This is a genomic window from Caldicellulosiruptoraceae bacterium PP1 (genome assembly GCA_041320695.1).
Lineage (GTDB): Bacteria > Bacillota > Thermoanaerobacteria > Caldicellulosiruptorales > Caldicellulosiruptoraceae > JBGGOQ01.
This window is the reverse complement of sequence record JBGGOQ010000008.1, coordinates 54,446-75,397: the sequence shown is the minus strand read 5'-3', so window position 1 is coordinate 75,397 and position 20,952 is coordinate 54,446. Positions and strand designations below refer to the sequence as shown.

The 20,952-nt window shown below is 27.0% G+C and carries 23 protein-coding genes and 1 tRNA gene; 14 read left to right on the top strand and 10 right to left on the bottom strand.

Annotated features, from left to right (window positions below; translation table 11 throughout):
* The 5 genes from ACAG39_10055 to ACAG39_10035 form a co-directional block, all read left to right on the top strand.
* A partial coding sequence (locus ACAG39_10055; protein MEZ0537573.1) for a LacI family DNA-binding transcriptional regulator occupies positions 1–1,058 on the top strand: 1,058 nt, incomplete at its 5' end.
* Between the two features lie 115 nt (positions 1,059–1,173).
* Positions 1,174–1,629 carry a VOC family protein gene (locus ACAG39_10050; GenBank protein MEZ0537572.1) on the top strand — a complete coding sequence of 152 codons (456 nt, stop codon included), beginning with the start codon at positions 1,174–1,176 and terminating at the stop codon, positions 1,627–1,629.
* A 97-nt stretch (positions 1,630–1,726) separates the two neighbouring features.
* Positions 1,727–2,437, top strand: coding sequence for an SDR family NAD(P)-dependent oxidoreductase (locus ACAG39_10045; protein MEZ0537571.1), 711 nt, complete (start codon positions 1,727–1,729; stop codon positions 2,435–2,437).
* 19 nt (positions 2,438–2,456) lie between these two features.
* On the top strand, positions 2,457–3,098 hold the full coding sequence (locus tag ACAG39_10040; GenBank protein ID MEZ0537570.1) for a ThuA domain-containing protein: 642 nt from the start codon (positions 2,457–2,459) through the stop codon (positions 3,096–3,098).
* 125 nt (positions 3,099–3,223) lie between these two features.
* Positions 3,224–3,466, top strand: coding sequence for an SHOCT domain-containing protein (locus ACAG39_10035; protein MEZ0537569.1), 243 nt, complete (start codon positions 3,224–3,226; stop codon positions 3,464–3,466).
* A 138-nt stretch (positions 3,467–3,604) separates the two neighbouring features.
* Here ACAG39_10035 and pepF read toward each other — a convergent pair whose 3' ends face one another.
* A complete protein-coding gene (pepF, locus tag ACAG39_10030) occupies positions 3,605–5,404 on the bottom strand; it encodes an oligoendopeptidase F (protein MEZ0537568.1) in 1,800 nt (599 codons plus the stop codon).
* Positions 5,405–5,491: 87 nt separating this feature from the next.
* Between pepF and ACAG39_10025 the strand changes: the two genes are divergently transcribed.
* The gene (locus ACAG39_10025; GenBank protein ID MEZ0537567.1) at positions 5,492–6,367 is read left to right on the top strand and encodes a DNA-processing protein DprA; all 876 of its coding nucleotides are present in this window, start codon (positions 5,492–5,494) and stop codon (positions 6,365–6,367) included.
* A 142-nt stretch (positions 6,368–6,509) separates the two neighbouring features.
* Complete coding sequence (locus ACAG39_10020) at positions 6,510–7,307, top strand: GNAT family N-acetyltransferase (GenBank protein MEZ0537566.1); 798 nt, start codon at positions 6,510–6,512, stop codon at positions 7,305–7,307.
* A gap of 31 nt (positions 7,308–7,338) precedes the next feature.
* On the opposite strand, the gene hydF is transcribed toward ACAG39_10020, so the two are convergent.
* Together hydF and ACAG39_10010 are read right to left on the bottom strand one after the other, a co-directional pair.
* Positions 7,339–8,553: a [FeFe] hydrogenase H-cluster maturation GTPase HydF gene (gene hydF / locus ACAG39_10015; GenBank protein MEZ0537565.1), complete on the bottom strand. Its 1,215-nt coding sequence runs from the start codon at positions 8,551–8,553 to the stop codon at positions 7,339–7,341.
* A gap of 15 nt (positions 8,554–8,568) precedes the next feature.
* The gene (locus ACAG39_10010; protein ID MEZ0537564.1) at positions 8,569–9,957 is read right to left on the bottom strand and encodes an aspartate ammonia-lyase; all 1,389 of its coding nucleotides are present in this window, start codon (positions 9,955–9,957) and stop codon (positions 8,569–8,571) included.
* 127 nt (positions 9,958–10,084) lie between these two features.
* Here ACAG39_10010 and ACAG39_10005 point away from each other — a divergent pair.
* Positions 10,085–10,178: transfer RNA gene (locus ACAG39_10005), tRNA-Ser, on the top strand.
* A gap of 28 nt (positions 10,179–10,206) precedes the next feature.
* Here the strand turns inward: ACAG39_10005 and ACAG39_10000 are convergent.
* Both ACAG39_10000 and ACAG39_09995 read right to left on the bottom strand, forming a co-directional pair.
* Positions 10,207–11,088 carry a sensor histidine kinase gene (locus tag ACAG39_10000; GenBank protein ID MEZ0537563.1) on the bottom strand — a complete coding sequence of 294 codons (882 nt, stop codon included), beginning with the start codon at positions 11,086–11,088 and terminating at the stop codon, positions 10,207–10,209.
* On the bottom strand, positions 11,078–11,581 hold the full coding sequence (locus ACAG39_09995; GenBank protein ID MEZ0537562.1) for a hypothetical protein: 504 nt from the start codon (positions 11,579–11,581) through the stop codon (positions 11,078–11,080). The genes ACAG39_10000 and ACAG39_09995 overlap by 11 nt, the downstream gene beginning before the upstream one ends.
* Before the next feature lie 91 nt (positions 11,582–11,672).
* Between ACAG39_09995 and ACAG39_09990 the strand changes: the two genes are divergently transcribed.
* The 4 genes from ACAG39_09990 to ACAG39_09975 are packed head-to-tail and all read left to right on the top strand — an operon-like array spanning position 11,673 to position 15,601.
* Positions 11,673–12,569 (top strand): DUF2156 domain-containing protein, encoded by an 897-nt coding sequence (locus ACAG39_09990; protein MEZ0537561.1) that lies wholly within the window; start codon positions 11,673–11,675, stop codon positions 12,567–12,569.
* Between the two features lie 54 nt (positions 12,570–12,623).
* Complete coding sequence (locus tag ACAG39_09985) at positions 12,624–13,607, top strand: spore coat protein CotS (GenBank protein MEZ0537560.1); 984 nt, start codon at positions 12,624–12,626, stop codon at positions 13,605–13,607.
* On the top strand, positions 13,597–14,562 hold the full coding sequence (locus tag ACAG39_09980; GenBank protein MEZ0537559.1) for a hypothetical protein: 966 nt from the start codon (positions 13,597–13,599) through the stop codon (positions 14,560–14,562). Before ACAG39_09985 ends, ACAG39_09980 begins: the two co-directional genes overlap by 11 nt.
* A 43-nt stretch (positions 14,563–14,605) precedes the next feature.
* Positions 14,606–15,601, top strand: a complete 996-nt coding sequence (locus ACAG39_09975; protein ID MEZ0537558.1) for a CotS family spore coat protein — start codon at positions 14,606–14,608, stop codon at positions 15,599–15,601.
* 26 nt (positions 15,602–15,627) lie between these two features.
* Here the strand turns inward: ACAG39_09975 and ACAG39_09970 are convergent, their stop codons facing one another.
* From ACAG39_09970 to ACAG39_09950, 5 genes are all read right to left on the bottom strand, one after another.
* Entirely contained in the window at positions 15,628–16,404 is a 777-nt protein-coding gene (locus ACAG39_09970; protein MEZ0537557.1) for a type III pantothenate kinase, read from the bottom strand.
* 22 nt (positions 16,405–16,426) lie between these two features.
* Positions 16,427–16,747, bottom strand: a complete 321-nt coding sequence (locus ACAG39_09965; GenBank protein MEZ0537556.1) for a heavy metal-binding domain-containing protein — start codon at positions 16,745–16,747, stop codon at positions 16,427–16,429.
* A 17-nt stretch (positions 16,748–16,764) separates the two neighbouring features.
* Positions 16,765–18,000, bottom strand: a complete 1,236-nt coding sequence (locus ACAG39_09960; protein ID MEZ0537555.1) for an LL-diaminopimelate aminotransferase — start codon at positions 17,998–18,000, stop codon at positions 16,765–16,767.
* Between the two features lie 77 nt (positions 18,001–18,077).
* Positions 18,078–18,872, bottom strand: a complete 795-nt coding sequence (locus tag ACAG39_09955; protein ID MEZ0537554.1) for an alpha/beta hydrolase — start codon at positions 18,870–18,872, stop codon at positions 18,078–18,080.
* Between the two features lie 26 nt (positions 18,873–18,898).
* A complete protein-coding gene (locus ACAG39_09950) occupies positions 18,899–19,531 on the bottom strand; it encodes a TetR/AcrR family transcriptional regulator (protein ID MEZ0537553.1) in 633 nt (210 codons plus the stop codon).
* Between the two features lie 130 nt (positions 19,532–19,661).
* On the opposite strand from ACAG39_09950, the gene ACAG39_09945 reads away from it, so the two are divergent.
* Positions 19,662–19,955, top strand: a complete 294-nt coding sequence (locus tag ACAG39_09945) for an ArsR/SmtB family transcription factor (protein ID MEZ0537552.1) — start codon at positions 19,662–19,664, stop codon at positions 19,953–19,955.
* A gap of 13 nt (positions 19,956–19,968) precedes the next feature.
* Positions 19,969–20,940, top strand: a complete 972-nt coding sequence (locus ACAG39_09940) for a permease (protein MEZ0537551.1) — start codon at positions 19,969–19,971, stop codon at positions 20,938–20,940.
* The last annotated feature ends 12 nt before the right edge of the window (positions 20,941–20,952 follow it).

The window sequence follows — 20,952 nt, the reverse complement described above, 5'->3', positions numbered from 1 at the left end:
TTTTTATAGAGCTGATTAACATAAAGAAAGAAATAAATAGCTGGCAAATTGCAAAACTAGCTGGAGTGTCACGTAGCACAGTTAGTAGAGTAATCAACAACTATCCAAATGTACCAGAGGAAACAAGAAAAAAGGTTATGGATGTAATTAAAAAATATAATTATTACCCAAATATTTCGGCACAAATACTTGCAGGCAAAAATACAAATACAATTGGGCTTTTTTGGGTATCAAATGGTAAAATAACCGAGGACTATTTATCAAATTTTTTCATAGTAAGTGTTATTGAAAATGCTGCAAGATATGGTTTTCTTGTTTTAACTGTTGTTTTATCAAATCTTTCAGATGAAAAAAACATAAATTTAGTCAAAGAGGTTTTTTATCAGGGAAGAATTGATGGGGGAATTTTTATTGGATGTAAAAACTATGAACCAATTATTGAAGATTTGATATCAGAAGGATATAAAATAGGGCTCTTAGATCATTATGCAGAAGGACATAATGAACCAAATAGAATTATTGTTAATTTTGACGATGAGACCGCTGAAAAGGCTATTGATTATATTGTACGTCTTAATCATAGAAAAATTGCATTAATACATGGAGACTTAAATAGATATAACGGAAAGCAAAAGTATGAAGGTTTTTTACGTGGTTTAAAAAAACATAATATTATGATTAGAGATGAGTGGCAAGGTTTTACAGATTTTTCAACTAACGCAGGATACAATGAAATGAAAAAAATACTTGAAAGTTCATCAGATTTTCCTACTGCTGTTTGTTGTGCTAACGATAATATAGCATTTGGTGCTATGAAAGCAATATTTGAAAAAGGACTAAAAATCCCTTACGATATTTCAATAATTGGTATAGACGATCATATGTTAAGCTCATTAGTTAAACCTTCCTTAACAACATTTAGAGTTGATTTTTCATTAATGATTAAAACATTAACAGAAAATGTGATTAAAGTTATTAATAATGAAAGCAACGGTCAATTCCTATATGTTCAATATGGCTCAAAGTTGATAGAAAGAGAATCATGTAGAAAAATATAGTATTTGATTGAACAATGAAATGCCAATTAATGTTGATTTACTATATTTTTTAGCGTATTTATTTACGCTTATGTAAATCACATTATTATAAAATAAGAGTAATGGAGGGAAATAAATGATTACTAATTTTTTAGACACTGATGTAATTGTACAAATTGGTATTATTGTAAAAGATATCAATAAGACTGCACAAAAATATGCTGAATTTCTCAATGTTGATTTTCCAGAAATAATCATTACTGATGAGTTTGAAAAAACTCAAGCACATTATAAAGGGCAACCTACTGAAGCACGTGCTAAATTAGCATTTTTCAGAAACTTCAAAAATATTGAAATTGAATTAATTGAACCAGATGATAACCCATCAACTTGGAGAGAGTTTTTAGATACACACGGTGAAGGAGTACATCATATTGCATTTTTCATAAAAGGCATGAAAGAAAAAGTAGAAATATTTAACCAAAAAGGTATGCCGTTAATTCAGAAAGGCGAGTATACTGGCGGAAGATATGCTTATCTTGATAGTACTGAACAATTAAAGGTAATTATTGAATTGTTAGAAAATGATTAAATAATATTTATTAAGGCTGACTTAATTACGGTTAGATACCAATAAAAAGGTCAGCCTTATATTATAACTTTAGTTTATTATTAAGTGGGTGAGATTGATGAATGTTGTAATAACAGGTACAAATAAAGGATTAGGTTTATGTTTATTAAAAGTATTTGCTGAAAATGGACATAAAGTTGTAGCAGGTATTTATGAAAAGTATAACTTTTCACAGGTAACTGAATATATTGATAATTGTAAATATAAAGATAATATTATTTTAGTTCCTATGGATGTTTCAAATGAGGATATGGTAAAAAAGGCAGCTGAAAAAAGTTATATAAATTTTGGACCAATAGATGTTGTTATAAATGTTGCTGGTATTTTATTGCCTACTGATAGAACTGATACTATTTTAAATGGTGATATTGATGTTTTGAGAAAAAGTATAGAAATTAACACAATAGGAACTGTAATCGTAATGAAACATTTTTACAAATATATCAAAAAAGATGGAACAGGAATAATGATTTTTGTAACATCAGAGGCTGGAAGTGTAACAAATTCTGGTAGCAATTTTCCAGCATATTCTATTTCAAAGGCTGCAGCAAATAAAGCAGTATTTATATTAAGATCAACTGTTCAAAATCAGGTGAAAGTATATGCAATGCATCCTGGAAGAATGAATACTGATATGGGTAAAACAACCGCCCAAATAGAGCCAGAAGAATCTGCTATTGGAATATATAAAATTGTTACAGGGGAAACACATATTTATCATAATACAACTGGTTTTATTAATTATAAAGGCGAAGAAATGACAATATAAATAAAAAAGGAGGATATATATGAAAATAGTTACTTTATTAGGTGATTTTTATCATAATCATGATATGATGCTTGAGTCACTTAAAAAAGCTTTAATTCAAAAGTATATAAGTGCTGAAATAATTGATATAAAAACTAATGATTGGGAGAAATACTTAAATAAAGATACTGATATATTAGTAATTGGAACTGAAAATAGAATAAATCCACAGGATGAAATAATTAATTATTGGATGACAGAGGAGATTGAAAATAAATTAGTCGATTATGTAAAAAATGGTGGGAAAATATTTGTATGGCATTCAGCATTAGCTTCTTATAATGAAAATGGACCATATTGTTCAATGCTTAGAGGTTATTTTAAATATCATCCTAGTGAAAATAAAAATGTTTATTATTATTTTGATAATTCAAAAAATACAATTTTTACAAAGAATGAGTTTGAATTTATTGATGAGCATTATTTTGTTTATTGTGATACCGAAAATACAAATGTATTTTTATTATCAAAATCAGAAGATGGTGACTCAATAGCTGGTTGGTATCATAATTTTGGTAAAGGTAAAGTATGTTGTCTTACTCCTGCCCATCGAATAGAAGGACTTTACAATGAACAATTAATAAACCTTATAAGTGAGATAATTGAATGGTTGCAAAAATAATTAAAACCTTCTTCACAAAGTTGAAGAAGGTTTTTTGTTTATAAAAAGTTCAAATATAGATAATATTTTTTTAATAATTGTATTTTATAATTAAATTGAAATTTAATTAAATGAGGTGTTTAAAAATGATGAGAGGTTTTAATTTTTACTATGGGTTTCATTTAATCCCAATAATATATGGCCTATTATTTTTAGGTGGAATAATAGCTTTAGTAGTGTATGTAGTTAATAAATTAAGCAATGTTTATACAATAAATAAGAAAATGACAAACAATGAAGCATTACAGATTTTAAACAAAAGATTTGCTGCTGGAGAAATTGATGAAGAAGAATATAAAAGAAAAAAGAAGATATTATTAGATGAATAATAAAAATTATTAACAAATGTGAGGGCTATCCAAAAATATACCTGGATAGCCCAATTTATAACTACAAACTTTTACTTATATTAATTTGTCACTATATAAATAAAAATTATTTCAGTATATTTAAATAATATATCTCATTTATCTAAATTTCAAAAGCTTTTCAAATTTATTTAACATTTCTTCAAAAACTTTCATAGCACTTTCAATAGGTTTAGGAGTATTCATATCAACACCAGCATCTTTTAATAATTCAATTGGATATTTTAAACTTCCAGAAGACAAGAAATTTAAATATTTCTTTATTGCATCAGAATTACCATTTAGTATTTCTACTGATAATGAAGTTGCAGCAGAAAAACTTGTTGCATATTTAAAAACATAAAATGCTCTATAAAAGTGAGGAATTCTCATCCATTCAAAAGCTATTTGTTCATTTACGTTTGTAACATCACCGAAATATTTTTTTACTAAATCAAAATAAATATTACATAATGTTTCAGTTGTAAGTGGAATACCTTGCTCCAAGCTTTCATGCGTAATTTTCTCAAATTCTGCAAACATTGTTTGCCTAAATACTGTTGCTCTAAATTCATCAAGATAATGGTTAATTATATATAATTTTTGCTTTTCATCATCAAAATTATTTAATAAATAATTAGTTAATAATATTTCATTTAAAGTTGAGGCTACTTCAGCAACAAAAATACTGTAATCAGAATATATATAAGGCTGATTTTTATAAGAATAATAAGTATGCATAGAATGTCCCATTTCGTGTGCTAAAGTAAATACATCATCTAATGAATCTTGATAGTTCAATAAAATATATGGATGAACTCCATAACATCCCCAAGAATATGCACCACTTGTTTTTCCTCTGTTTTCATAAACATCAATCCATGAACTATTAAAAGCTTGTTTTACTACTTCCATATATTCGGTGCCAAATGGTTTTATTGATTCTATGACAATATTTGAAGCATCCTCATATTTAATTTTAACATTAACATCATCAACAAGAGGTACATATACATCGTACATATTTAATTGATCTAAATTAAGAATTTCTCTTCTTAAATTTAAGTATCTTTTATGAAGATCTAAATGATTATTAACAACAGCAATTAAATTATCATAGACACTAATAGGAATATTATCATTATCAAGCGAAGCTTCTAAAGATGAATTATATTTTCTTGCTTTTGCATAAAAAATATCTCTTTTTACACTTGCTGAATAAGTGGCAGATATTGTGTTCTTATAAGCTGCATATGTTTCATAAAGTTTATAAAACGCATCTTTACGCACTCTTCTATCTTTATTTTTTAAAAATTGGACATATCTTCCTTTTGTAAGTTCAATTTCATTACCATTTTCATCAATAATATTTGGGAATTTTATATCTGCATCATTGAACATTGAAAATATTTGATTAGGAGAATTAGATAGTTCACTTGAAAGTGCCAGAATATATTCTTCTTCTTGTGAAAGTGTATGTTTTTTTCTTCTTAATAGATCTTCAATATATATTCTATAAAATTCCAACTTTTTTTCAATTTCAAAAAAAGATAATAATTTATCTGTTGAAATTGACAGTATTTCAGGAACTATAAAAGATAAGCTTTGCTTTACCTCAGAAAGCAAGATCATAGCTTTGTCGCACAATGATTGATAATAAGAGTTTGAATTATCTTCATCCCTTCTCATCCTGGCATAAGTAAAGACTTTTTCAGCTATTAGATTTATTTCATCTTGTAGTGTTAATATATCTAATAAATTTTTCGGATTATCAATTTTTCCTTTAAAATTTTCTATGCTTTTTAATAATGCTTTTACTTTTATTATATCATTTTCCCATAAAATATCATTTTCATATATATCTTCTAAACGCCATTTATATTTGTTATCAATTTGATCCCTTGTTGGTAAGCTGTTCATTTTAATCACCTTCACATTTTATATTTTTAATGTTATTATTCTATCATGAATAGTAATATATAACAATAAATTATTAAGGTGATAATCATGAATATAGATATACTGTTGACACTTATAAACATAAAAGGAGTTGGGGAAAAAACTATAAAATCATTTATAGAATATTGTGAATTAAAAAAGATTAAAATAGATGATATTGTTCAATTAATAGAAGTTATCAAGATAACAAAAATAAACAATAAATTGAATAAATTAGAAATATATGAGGCTTATGAAAAAACAAAAAAAATAATTGAATATTGTAAAAATAATAAAATAGAAATATTAGATTTCAACAATCATTTTTATCCAAAATGCTTCAAAAATATATACAACGCTCCATTAATTATTTTTTATAAAGGCAATATTGAATTATTGAAAGATAAATATAAAAAAGTCGCAATAGTTGGTACAAGAGTACCAAATGAAAAATCAAAAAGGTTTTCTTTTGAATTATCAAATATCCTAGCAAAAAAAGATAAGGTAATAGTAAGTGGTCTTGCTCTTGGTTGTGACACAGAAGCACATAAAGGTTGTTTACATGCAAATGGTAAAACAATAGCAGTATTACCTTGCGGGCTTGATAAGATATATCCTGATTCTAACATTAATTTAGCTAATGAGATTATTGAAAAAGAAGGTGGACTATTATCAGAATATCCTATATTTAGTCAAATCAATAAAGGCAACTTTATTGCGAGAGATAGATTGCAAAGTGCTTTGTCTGACTTTGTTATTGTAATTCAAACAAATTTAAGTGATGGTACAATGCATACAGTCAGATTTGCATTTCAACAGTTCAAAAAAATAATTGTTGCTTACCATGAAACAGGGGATGAAAATAAAGCAAATAAATATATAGTTGAAAATTTTAATGGAATTGTTATAGAAAATTTAGACGAAATTTTAGAAATTATTAAGTGAAAATTAAAATAAGGTTATATTCATATTGAATTTCTTTTTACTTTGATCAGCAATTTTCCATTTTATCAACAACTTAGTAAGTTTAATCTTGAATTAAAGAAAATGAAAGGGTATAATTAATAAAAAGCAAAAAGGTGATTTTATGATAAGGTTATTGGACAATTCCGATAAAGAAAACATTCTAAAATTCCTTTCTAAAGAAAAAGAACTTAATTTATTTATTATTGGAGATATACTTAATTTTGGTTTTGACAAACCATTTCAAAAGGTATGGGCCGAATTCGACCAAGAAGATAATATTATTGCGGTTCTATTAAAGCATCATAACAATTTTATTTTTTATTCAAGAGAAAATTATAATTGTGATGCTTTCTGTGAGATAATATCAAAGGAAAAATTTAAAGTATTTTCAGGAGAAAAAAGTATAATTGAAAATATTAAATGTAGATTCAAGTTTTTAAATGAAAATCTTAACATATTCTGTAAATTAGATAAAAATGATTATATACCAATTAAAAATGATAATGTTAGCTTAGTAAAAGTGATGTCTAAAGAAAATATTGAATATAATATTTTAGAAGAGATTGCTTTGATGTATCAATCAATAGATGAATTTTTGAATCCAGCCTCTTTTGAACAGCTAAAAGCAGATATTGAAAGTGGCAGTAGCAGAATTTTCTATATTGAAGAAGATGGCATTATTGTTTCAACAGCAAGAACAGGAGCAGAAAATGATGGTTTAGCTATGGTTCTTAGTGTTGCAACAATGGAAGGATATAGGGAAAAAGGATATGCAACAGCTTGTATTGCAAAATTATGTTCAGATCTTTTGAAAGAAGGCAAAACTTTATGCTTATTTTATGATAACCCTAATGCAGGTAGAATATATAAAAAGATAGGTTTTAAACAAATTGGATTTTGGGTAATGCTTGTAAAGTAGTTGAAAAGGGTGCTTTTATAGGCACCCTTTTTTAGTATTCAAAGTCTATTCCAAAAGGTTTTAGAGCTCTTGGTAAAATACCATGCAAATAGGCAATAAGCATTCCGAAATTAGTAATTGGTATATTTGATTCTTTAGCTAAATTTATCCTATAAAGCATTTCTCTTCTTGTTATCATACAACCACCACAATGAACTATTAGAGAATATTTTGATAAATCCTTTGGGTATGATATTCCCGAACTCCATTCAAAATTAATATTATAACCGGCTATTTGCTTTACCCAGCGAGGTATTTTGACAGTTCCAATGTCATCACATTGTCTATGGTGGGTGCAAGCTTCAGAAATCAAAACAGTATCTCCATCTTTAAGATCTTTTAACTTTTTTACACCTTCAACAAATGATAGCAAATCACCTTTATACCTTGCAAACAATATCGAAAATGATGTTAGCCTTATATCTGGTGGTGTATCAGCATCTACCTTCAAAAATGCTTGTGAATCTGTTATAACAATTGATGGCTTTTTACCAAGAGAACCTATTGTTTCTCTCAACTCATATTCTTTTGTAACAATTGCTATTGAATCGCTATCTAGTATATCTCTAATTGTTTGTTGTTGAGGTAATATTAGTCTGCCTTTTGGTGCAGCTTTATCAATAGGAACTACTAATACAACAAAATCTCCCGGATTTATGAGATCTCCTACAATCCTAAGATCCTCATTTACATCTGGTATTGTTTTTGCGATAAGATTTTTTAGTTCTTCAATACCTTTTTTTGTATAACAACTAACAGGGTGTATTTTAATTCCTAACTCTTTAGTCAAACTTGCTAATAAATTTATATAATTAGATAGTATATCAATTTTATTCAGAACACCAATTATTGGTATATTTTTTTTGTTTAGATATTCTATAAGTTGCTTTTCGTAATTATATTCATTTAAATTATCTCCTATAACAATTAATGCAATATCAGCTCTATTTATAACTTCAATAGTTTTCTCAACTCTAAGCTTACCCAATTCACCTTCATCATCTATTCCTGCAGTATCTATTAATACTACTGGTCCTAAAGGTAGAATTTCCATTGATTTGTATACTGGATCTGTTGTTGTTCCTGGTGTTGATGAAACTATTGATAAGTCTTGATTTGTTATTGCATTAATTAAGCTTGATTTACCTGCATTCCTTCTTCCAAAAATAGCTATATGAACTCTTTCTGACCTTGGAGTATTATTCATTATAAACATCCTTTCTTAGTTATCTTTTATAACAATAAAATTAAATGGATTTAATAGCTTTTCAGCTTCTTCTTTTTCTAATATTTTCATTTCAAGAACAATATCTATGACTTCCTTACCTTCATTAATTGACCTTTTTACAATTTCGCTTGCTTTATCATATCCTACCCGTTCAATTAAAACTGAAGCTATTGCAGATGTTTTATTTGCATATTTTTTACATATATCTACATTTGCTTGAATACCATCAATACATTTTGTTCTAAAGATTTTTATTGCATTTGTTAATATTCTTATACTATGGATAATATTATTAGCAATTAATGGCAAAAATGCATTTAGCTCAAGTTGCCCAGCTTGTGAAGCTAACGTAATTGCAAAATCGTTTGCCATAACTTGAAATGATACCATATTTATTGCTTCAGGTATAACTGGATTTACTTTACCAGGCATTATTGTTGATCCAGCTTGAACTGGAGGCAAAGAAATCTCATTAAAACCACAATTTGGGCCAGATGATAAAAGCCGTAGATCATTTGCAATTTTTGAAAGATTAACTGCTAATGCTTTTAAAAGACCTGAACATTCAACAAAAACGTCAGTATTCTGTGTTGCGTCCATCAAATAATCAGATCTTGCTAGTCCAATGTTAGTTAAAGTTCTTAAAATTTCAGTAACCTTAAAAATATACTTCATATTTGCGTTAGTAGCTGTACCTACTGCTGTTCCACCCAAATTTATCACTCTTAATCTTTCTTCTACCTTATATAATCTCCATCTATCTCTTGATATTGCTTGTGCATATGAACCAAATTCTTGTCCTAATGTTACCGGAAGAGCATCTTGCAATTGTGTTCTGCCAGCTTTTATTATATCACTAAATTCATGTTCTTTTGTTTGCAAACTTTTTTGAAGCTCTGAACACTCGAATGATAATTCTCGTAAAAGCCAAATAACAGCTATCCTTACAGCTGTAGGATAAACATCATTAGTTGACTGAGACATATTTATATGATTAATAGGATGAATATAACTATAATCACCAATTTGCTTTCCAAGCTTTCTTAATGCAATATTTGCAATAACTTCGTTAAGATTCATATTAGTTGAAGTTCCAGCTCCACCTTGTATTTTATCAATAATAAACTGATCAATAAATTTCCCTTCAATTATTTGATCACAGGCATAAACAATAGCATCTTTTTTTTCATGATCTATTAGTCCAAGATTAAAATTTGCTAATACACTTGCTTTTTTAACAGTTGCTAATGCTTTGACCAAATAAAAATCTATCTTTTCACCACTTATATTAAAATTATCAAAAGCTCTTTTTGTATGAATACCATATAGTTCATTATCATTCAAAGAAATTTCGCCTAAGAAATCACTTTCTATTCTTGGCATAAAAATCCCCCATATGAATTAAAATTTATATTATTATAGCACATAAAGGTTTTTTAGTAAAAAACGCATTTTTAACTTCTTGACTTCTAAAAATATTTAGAGTATAATATTTTTTGCTTGCTGATATGGAGAAGTACTCAAGTAGGTCGAAGAGGTGCCCCTGCTAAGGGCATAGGTCGGATAAAACCGGCGCGAGGGTTCGAATCCCTCCTTCTCCGCCATTTAAAAAAAGAATAAAAAAACTGACCATTATAGGTCAGATTTTTTTTGTAGGTAAACTTCAAAAGAGGTAAAGGCTTCTTTTTGATAAGGTTCAAAATAATCATAATATGAATCAATTAATACAAAGCCATTATATTTTTCTATAATGGATTTTACTATAAAAAGACCAATTCCAGTTGAGTTTTTAGTTGAGTAGCCAAACTCAAAGATCTTTTCTCTTTCAGTTTCCTCAATGTATGAACCAGAGTTTTCAACTGAAATAATAATATAATTTTCTAAGTCAATTATAGAAAGATTTACTATTTTCATTATTGATTTTTTAGCAAATGAGAATGCATTATCTATAAGATTTCCGCAAATGTTTATTAAATCAATTGAATCAAATTTGTAAATACTTAAATCAACATTGTACTTTATTTGAAATTTAATATTTAATTTTTCAGCAATGGAGTATTTTGCGTATAATAAAGCAGAAAGTTCAATGCAACCTAAACCATAAAATTTAGATACACTAGATAAATTACTATTTACAGTTTCAATGTATTTTATAGCTTCTTTTGTTTTATTTATGTTTATTAATCCCCAAATAATTTGTAAATGATTATTAAATTCGTGTTTTTGAGCTCTAAGTGTATTTAACAATTTATCGAGTGAATGAACACTATTTTTGTATATTTCAGAAGACTTTAAAATATTCAAAGATAAAAATAAGGTTCTCATAGTATATATATTTAACATGCATAGAACTACTTGTATGTAGATAATTAAAATTCTTTGCCACTGCATTATTCTTTTGCCTAAATGAAGTTCATTATATACAAAGTAAACTCCATAAATAACAAATGATGATATAAGAAGCAGTAAAAAGAAAATTGACAATATTATCTGTCTTTTGTTGCTATCTTTCATTTATTTTTTCAGGCTCCTGTTCTAATTGTGAATTTGTTAGGTTATAGATGTTATATAAAACATATTTTTTAGAAATAATCAAATAAAGCATAATACCCATAATTAAATTTTCGAATAAAAGAGGAAGGAAATCAACAATAAATTTACTTAAAAAGATATTTGTTACATTATCGATAATGCTGATAATTGTAAGACCACCAAATTTCAACATTAAACATACGCTTTGAGCAATTAAACCAATAATAATACCTATGACTGGAGATATTTTCATAAATAGAATAAATAATAAGATAAGAGTTATTGACATAAGTATTATTCCTACTATTAGATTTATAGATCCACCAAAGACAATAGAATCCCATAACCCTTGAATAATACTTATAGTTACTAATCTTTTGTAATTAACATTAATGTTAAAAATATGTAAGATGATACTTACTAAAAGAAAAACTTTAATTACATAAAATAAAAATAATATTAAAATTTCTCCCATAAGATACCCCTAATAATATTGATTTATTTTTAATTTTATTATAAAGTTTTTCATGTAATTTTTCAAAACTTTTTGAATGGAGGTATAATTTGTGAACTTTATAAAACTTGATATAGAACATAAGAATATTTTTGATGAATATTTCAAAATTTTTCAACCAGAAATTGCTGATTTAACTTTTACTAATCTTTATATGTGGAAAGATTATTATAACCTTTATTGGACAGAACATAAAAACTATCTATTAATAATGGCAAAACCAGAAAATACACATCCTTTTTTGCATGGTCCAGTAGGTTTAGAAATTAACAGTTTTGAGGAAGTCATATATGATACTAAAAAATTCTTTGAAGAGAATGGATTAGAATTTATTATTAAAAGGGCATCTGAGAAAACAGTTGAGCTGTTAAATACAAGTTCTATTAAATTTTTACATACTGCTGAAAGGGACCTTTCAGATTATGTATATATTGTTGAAGACTTGATTCAATTAAAAGGGAAAAAGTATCATGCTAAAAAAAATCATATTAATAAATTTTTAAAGACATACGAGGGAAGATACCAAATAAGAGAAATTGATCATACACTTATTGATAAATGTTATGAATTTGAGTGTGAATGGTACAAAAATAGAAATGGAGAAAAAGATATTGGACTCACTTATGAAAAAAAAGCAATTGAGAATGCTTTAAAGCATTATGAAATATTAGGATATAAAGGTATCTCTGTATTTATAGACAATCAAGTTAAAGCATTTACTTTTGGTGAACCATTAAATAGTGATACTGTTGTTATTCATATAGAAAAAGCAGATCCTGAAATTGAAGGATTATATACATTTATCAATCAAGCTTTTTTGAAATATTATTGGTCTGATTATAAATATGTGAATAGAGAAGAAGACTTGGGCAAAGAAGGAATTAGAAAGGCAAAGCTTTCGTACCATCCTTACAAATTTGCATATAAGTATACTATATCATTCAAATAACATTTTTAAATAACCATTAATATAATAAAAAGAGTAATTAAATAGTTGATTGTTATGAATATTAAATTAATTGAAGATAATTATGGGATAACAATAAAAAAAATCGAAATGATTAAGACTAATGCCTATTGTATTGAAACTAATGATGACAGAAAATACTTTATAAAAAAGAGTAGAGTTGAAAAAGAAAAAGTGGATAAAATAATAAAATTATTTAATTATTTAGAAACAACAGATTTTTCATGCCATCTGATCAAGTTTTTAAAAACAAAAACAGATGGCTATTATTTTATTGCTAACAAAGATATTTTTTTATTATCATATTGGGTTGATTCTATAACTTTTGATTATAGCCATGAAAATGACATAGTAAATGCAATTTTAATTTTGAATAAACTTCATAGAACTACAGAAAATACAAATATTTTAAAAGGTGAATATTATCCACAGTATGAAACTGTTTTTAGAAAAAAGTTATCACAAATAATATGGTTTTTGAATATTATACAACAAAAAGGTAAAAATACTTTCTTTGACAAGTTATTTAAAAAATCAGTAAATGAATTCTATAATAGATTTGAAAAGTGCATTATACTAACAAAAAATATATATGAGTTATTTATTAAACATAATAATCGTGTGATAATTCATCATGATACTGCACATCATAATTTTTTAAAATCAAAAACGCAATTATATTTAATTGATTTTGATTATACCTTATATGATTATGAAATACACGATTATGTGAATTTACTAGTTAGAATACTTAGAACAAACGAGTGGAACTTATCTTACTTAAAATTATTTCTGAAAGTTTTGGATCATTTTAATATTAAGAAGAAACTGTGGATTGAGATGATTATTATATTGATGCTATTTCCACAAGAAATTTGGCAGGTTGGGCTTCAATATTATGATGAAAAACAGCCATGGGATGAAGAATACTTTATAAAAAGATTGAAATCAGCAATTGAAATTCAAAAGAGAAAGGAGGAAGTAATAAAAAGATTTTGGGGTGATATATTTGTCTATTAAAAATATAGTTTCAATTCATTACAATATGTATTTTAGATCTCTAAAACAAGATAAAAAAGGATTTTTATTGTTAACAGATAAAGGAAGTTATAAGCTTATGAAAACATCACTTTCTCCAAGTGATATTGTATTTATCTATTCAGCTCAACAGCATTTAAGGGACAATAAGTTTAGTTATTTTGAAAGAATAATACCAACAAAAGATGGCTGTCCATATATTAGATTTGAGAATAATTTTTATATTTTACATTCCAATATTGAAGGGAATCCCATTGAATTAAATGAAGATAATTTGCAAAAATGCGTTGATTTTATTAATCTATTCCATTCCACTTCAACAAATCTTAAATATACAAGTGGATCAAAGCAAAGAATTGGCTATGGAGTTGATAGAATAAAATCACGAAACATTTATTCGGTTTTATCAAAAGTTAAAAATAATCCTGAAATTATTAAGGATAAGGAAATTAGGAGCTATATTAATGAAAATATTGATAAACAAATTCAATATGCTAAGAAGGTAATTGAAATATTTGAAGACAGTAACTATTTAAGATTAATTGAATATGCTATGAACGAAAGCAGATTTATTCATGGTAATTTATGTACAAAGAATATACTTGAATATAACAATAAACTTTATTTGAAAAACTTGTTTGATATTGAAATGAATATACGAGAAAAAGATATTGCTGATTTTTTAAAAAGTATTTTGGAAAAGGATAAAAATATTAATATAGATGAGATAATATATGAATTTCACAATAAATCAGAAAATTATTATAGAAGGAAAATTATATTAGCTTTAATTTTAATGCCAATTGAATTTTACTCTATGGTTAAAAAAGTAATGAAACTAGAGGAAAAATGGACAATAAAAATGTTTCAAAATAAAATTGATAAAATTGTTCAAAATAATGAAATTAAAGATATTATTTTAGCCTCTCTGCATTAACTTTAAATTCATTTCATATAGTTTTAGTGGGGAGGTGTTTTTTATGCTTTCAATAAAGCAAGAAGTTATTGATTTATATAACCTTGAAGTTTTCGATATTACACCCGTCAGAGATATATTGCTGCTTAAAACTGATAAAGGTTTAAAATGTTTTAAAAAGGTTGATTATTCTATAAACACATTATTATTTATTCATGGTGGGAAAGAACACCTTTATTCCAAAGGTTTTTCCAATATAGATAGATTTAACATTTGTGAAGATGGAAAGCCATATGTTGAATTTGACGAGAGTGTGTATGTTTTAACAGACTGGATAGACGCTAGAGAATGTGAATTAGAAAATCCTATTGAGCTAAAAGCTGCTACCGAAAAATTAGCACAACTGCATGATGCATCAAAAGGTTTTATTAATGTGCCTGAAGGTTCTAAAATAAGAGAAGATTATGGTAAATTACCATTAAGGTTAGAGAAAAGATGTAATGAATTTATGAGAATGAAAAAAATGGCTGATAAAAGAAAAAGTCTTTTTGATTTTGAATATTTGGCATCTTATGAATATTATTATAATTTAGCAATTTATTCGGTTGAGTTGATAAAAAAATCAAACTATAATCAAATGGCAGAAAAAGCGAAAGAAGAAAAAGGTTTTATACATAGGGACTATTCATATCATAATATTTTATATACAAATAATAAAGAGGTATATATAATTGATTTTGATTATTTAACATATGATCTTAGAATAATAGATATTGCTAGTTTTATGCAAAAGGTATTAAAAAGAATTCATTGGGACATTAAAACAGGTGAATCAATATTAAAATGGTATAATAATATTTCAACTCTATCCAAAGATGAATTATATATAATATTTATAATTCTTATGTTTCCATATAGGTATTGGAAAACATGTAATAGATATTTTAATGGCAAAAAGAGTTGGTCTGAAAAAATATACACTTCAAAATTAAATGAAGTAATAGCAGAAAAAGATTTTCATAGAGATTTCATTATGTGGTATGAAAAGAATATATTATAAATAAGGCTGAACCAATTTGGCCAGCCTTATTTATTTTTATTATACAATATTCTTAAACCTTCTAAGGTTAAAACAGGATTTACAATATTTATTGTTTCTGATTCTTCTGAAATTAATCTCGATAACCCACCGGTAGCAATAACTTTGACATTTTTTTCATTCATTTCATTAATCATTTTTTTAACAAGATAATCAACAAGACCTACATATCCTAATATTATACCTGATTGCATAGCACTCTTTGTATTTTTTCCTATTACGTTTGATGGCTTTTGGAGCTCTATTCTATATAACTTTGAAGTTCTTGAGAATAACGCATCAGCTGAAATTCTTATTCCAGGAGCAATCGCACCACCTAAATATTCAGATTTTGAGTTTAACGCACAGAAAGTTGTTGCAGTACCAAAGTCAATAATTATAGCAGGTCCACCATATAGTTCATTTACAGCTACTGCATTAACTATTCTATCTGAACCTACTTCTTTAGGATTCTCAGTCTTAATATTTAGACCAGTTTTTATACCTGGACCAACTATTAAAGGATTAACATTAAAATATTTATTCATTGCTCTTTCAAAGGAATACATAATAGGTGGCACTACAGATGAAATAATTACATCCATAATTTCTGTATTTTCAATTCTATTATGACTTAACATTTGAGTCATTAATATACCAAATTCATCAGCTGCCTTTTCTTTATCAGTTTTCATTCTAAAACTAGCAAGAAGTTTTTCGTTTTGATAGACACCAAAGACAATGTTTGTATTGCCAATATCGACAACTAATAATTTATCTTTCATTAGTAAATCCCTTCTTAGATAATTATTCAATAATAACTGCAGTACCAGTGGCAACAACCATTAACATGCTTCCATTTGCACCTAAAACTTCAAAATCTAAATCAATTCCAACTACTGCATTAGCTCCCATAATAGTTGCCCTTTGAACAAGTTCATCTATAACTTTTTGCTTAGCTTCAATTAGTTCATTTTCATATGTTCCAGAACGTCCTCCAAATAAGTCATTTAGACCAGCTAAAAAATCTTTAACAAAATTGACACCTAAAACAACCTCAGCACTTACAATTCCTAAATAATTAATAATTTTCTTTCCCTCAATGGAAGGAGTAGTGGATATAATCATTAAAAACACCTCATTATTTAAAATACAAACTCATAATCAGACAACCTTCTTTTTAGCTCATCCATAACTTTAAGTTCATCTTCTATTGTTGGAGCTTCAAAAGTGACTGAAAATCTAATAAAATGTCCTGCATCATCCCAAGGGACAGTTGAAATTAACTTTTCTGTAATTAAAAATTCGGAAAAATCTTCTGCACATGCAAATTCTCTAACTCCTTTAATTGCTTTTGGAGCTTCAACGTATAAATAGAATGAACCCTTTGGTTTTGTTGCTTTAAAGCCTAGATCATTTAATGTTTTAACTAATAAATCGTGTCTTCTCGAATATTTTTCATTAATCTTTTCTGTTATTTCTGGGTGAGACAATGCATATATTCCGGCCTTTTGTATGGCTTTAAATTGTCCAGAATCATTGTTATCTTTTACAGCAGCAAAAGCCTTAACAACTAATTCGTTACCAGCTACAAATGCAAGCCTCCAACCAGTCATGTTGTAAGCTTTAGAAAGTGAATGTATTTCGACACCAACATCTTTTGCTCCTTCTACTGAAAGAAAAGAAAGAGGTTTGTATCCATCAAACGTTAATGCTGCGTATGCAGCATCATGCACAACTATAATGTTATTCTCTTTTGCAAATTTAACAACATCTTCAAAAAATTCTCTATTTGCTACTGCTCCACAAGGATTATTCGGATAATTGAGATAAAGAAGTTTAGCTCTTTTTTTGATATCTGAAGGAATACTATTTAAATCAGGAAGAAAGTTATTTTCTTTTAAAAGTGGAACATTGTAAACCTCTCCACCAAGCCACTTTGTTATTGTTCCCATTATTGGATAACCTGGAACAGTCATAATTGTTACATCTCCAGGATTAATAAAAGCATATGGAAGTAATGCTAAAGCAGGCTTAGAACCAATTGCATGATTAACTTCTGTATCAGGATTTATTCCAGAAACATTAAAAACTACTTCAAGGTACTTGGAAGCTGCCTCTTTAAATTCATATATTCCATTATCAGCATATCCTCTATTTTCGCTTTTTCCAGCTTCATATGCTAATGTACCAATAATACCCATATCTGCTTTTTCATCTGGTTCACCTACGCCCATATCAATAAGAGAAAGCTCTGGATGAAGCTGTTTTGCTTTAGCTTTTGCTCTTTTTATTTTTTCAAACTTATATAAAACAGTATCTTTTCCAAATTTGTTTCCACCAATTCTTTCAGCAAACATTTCTTGAATATAGCTTTCCATATAATTACCTCCTAATAAGATGATTATAATTATTATACAAGAATTATAAAAAATATGCTAAGATAAAATTGAAATTTTTATTCAATAAAATTAATTGCTTTTAACCAATTTGCACATAAAGAAGGCCAGTTTTCTACCTGTGGAACCCCTTTTGCAAGACCCAAACCATGATTACCATGTGGGAAAATATGCATTTCAAAAGTTACATTATTTTTTTTCAATGCCTCGGCAAACAAAAAACAATTCTCAACTGCAACGACGTTATCATCTAATGTATGCCATAAAAAAGTTGTTGGAGTTTTATCTGTTACCATGTTTTCATTAGATAATGTATAAGCGAGAATTGGATCAGGTTCACTTCCTAATAATGCATTTTTTGATCCACTATGTGTTGATTCATTCATTGTTATAACAGGATAACAAAGTACCATAGCATCTGGTCGGCAATGTATTTTTTCAACAGGATCAATTGATTTTTTGTTTCCTTCATCAAAATGAGTTCCTAAAGTTGATGCTAAATGACCGCCAGCAGAAAACCCTATCACACCAATTTTATTTGGGTTAATATTCCACTTTTTTGAATTAAATCTTACTAATCTAATTGCTCTTTTAGCATCTAATAAAGGATATGGATGCTTATAAGGATAAATTCTGTAATAAACTACAAAAGCAGAAATTCCTAATGAATTTAACCATAATGCTATATCATTCCCTTCATGTTGATCGGCTAAATGAGTGTAACCACCACCAGGAAAAATTATAAAAGCAGCGTGTTCTTTATTAGTATCAACTATGTATGATTTTATATATGGCTTAAATAAACTTAAAGATGAATTATAACCTGGAATATTATCTTCCCATAAAAAAATCATAGTATCCTCCTTTTATTTGCATAAATTTAAGCTTTTAATCCTTCTTTTAGTAATAATATTATTTCTTTTTGCCATTTTTCAACTTCTTCATGAGAAATTTCATTTATTTTTTTACCATTTTTCGTAAATATCTCGATGAAATTTTGCTTAAACCTAATTGATACTCCTTCAATAAAAAGTAAAATGGAATTACTTGAGATATCATTTCTTATATATCCATTTTCTTGATTTTGTTTTATTATATTACTCAAAATTATTCTTGACTCATTAAGGTATAAATTAAATATTTCATCAAGAAAAGGAGAATCAATATGATAAAATGCTCTTTCAAGTAAAGTATACGAATAAGGGTATTCTTTAATAAAATCCCATAGATAACTAAGTGATAATTCAATCATATCAAAAAAACTTATATTTGTATTTTTGAACCTTTCAATAATAGATAATGAATGCTGAAATGCTTGATCAACTGCATAAAAATACATATCTTTTTTATTTTTAAAATATTGATACATACTTCCTTTTGCTATTTTACATTCTTTAGCTATATCTGCAATGTCTACTTTTATATAAGGTAATAAGGAAAAATATTTAATTAAGGTATCAGTAATAATATTCTTTTTAAAATCAGGAAGATTATAAAATGTAGGTTTTGGCAATATAATCACCTCATAATTATTATGGCTTATGATGAAATTTATGTCAAACAAAAAAAGTTTACAAGATTGAGTAATAATATTATAATATAATTAAATAATTAAATAATAATATAATTAAGTGGTGATATTTATGATATTAGACGAACAAGTAGTAAAAATATTTAAAGCACTTGGACACCCAATTAGATTAAAAATAATTAAATCTTTATTAAATGAAACAAAATGTGTTTGTGAACTTAATAATAACATTGAATTTTCGCAGTCAAATCTTTCACAGCATTTAAAGATTCTAAAAGAGGCAGGTATAGTAAAATCAACAAAAGTAGGAACAAATATTCATTATACTATTGCTTGTGAAGCTATTGCAGAATTGTTAGATGTTACTGAAAATATAGCAACAGATTATTTTAAAAATTTAAAGTGAAGGGATGATTTTGTTGTTTATTTGGTTAGAAAAATTAGCAAATTATATTGTTTATTCTTTATTTAATATAGATAAAGGTACAAAATGGGGAAGTGCATTAGAGTTTTTTATTTTTGATACAATCAAGATATTTATTTTATTATTTATTATTATTTTTGTTATAACATACATACGAAGCTTTTTTCCACCTGAAAAAACAAGGAAAATTTTATCACAAAAAAAAGGCAGAACTTTTATTGGGAATATATTAGCTGCAATGTTAGGTATTGTAACACCTTTTTGCTCATGTTCTGCTGTACCATTATTTATAGGATTTGTTGAAGCCGGTATACCTCTTGGTGTTACTTTTTCATACTTAGTAGCTGCACCAATGGTTAATGAAGTGGCACTCGGAATGCTTTATGGCATGTTTGGTCTTAAGATTGCATTGATATATATATTATCTGGTGAGGTTATTGCAATCTTATCCGGAATTTTAATAGGGAAAATGAATTTAGAAAGATATGTTGAAGAATACGTTTTTAAAATTAAAGTTGGCGAAAATGATTTAGAAGAGAGTAAAATAACAATAAAACAAAGGATAAATGATAGTTTGAATTTCACCTTAGATCTTATAAAAAAGATTTGGATATATGTTTTAATTGGTATTAGTATAGGTGGATTTATGCATGGTTGGATACCAAGTGGAATTTTAGCTAAATATGCCGGACCAAATAATCCTTTTGCCGTTTTTGTGGCAGTTTTATTAGGTGTACCTTTATATTCAAATGCAGCAGGGATTATCCCGCTTGTAAAAGAATTAACACGAGCTGGAGTAGCTATAGGTACAGCATTATCTTTTATGATGGCTACAACTGCTTTAAGTATACCTGAGATGATATTACTTAGAAGGGTATTAAAGCCCAAGTTGCTTGCTATTTTTATAGCAATTGTTACTATTGGTATATTATTTACAGGATATCTATTTAATTTGTTAATAAAATAAAGATGAGGTGTT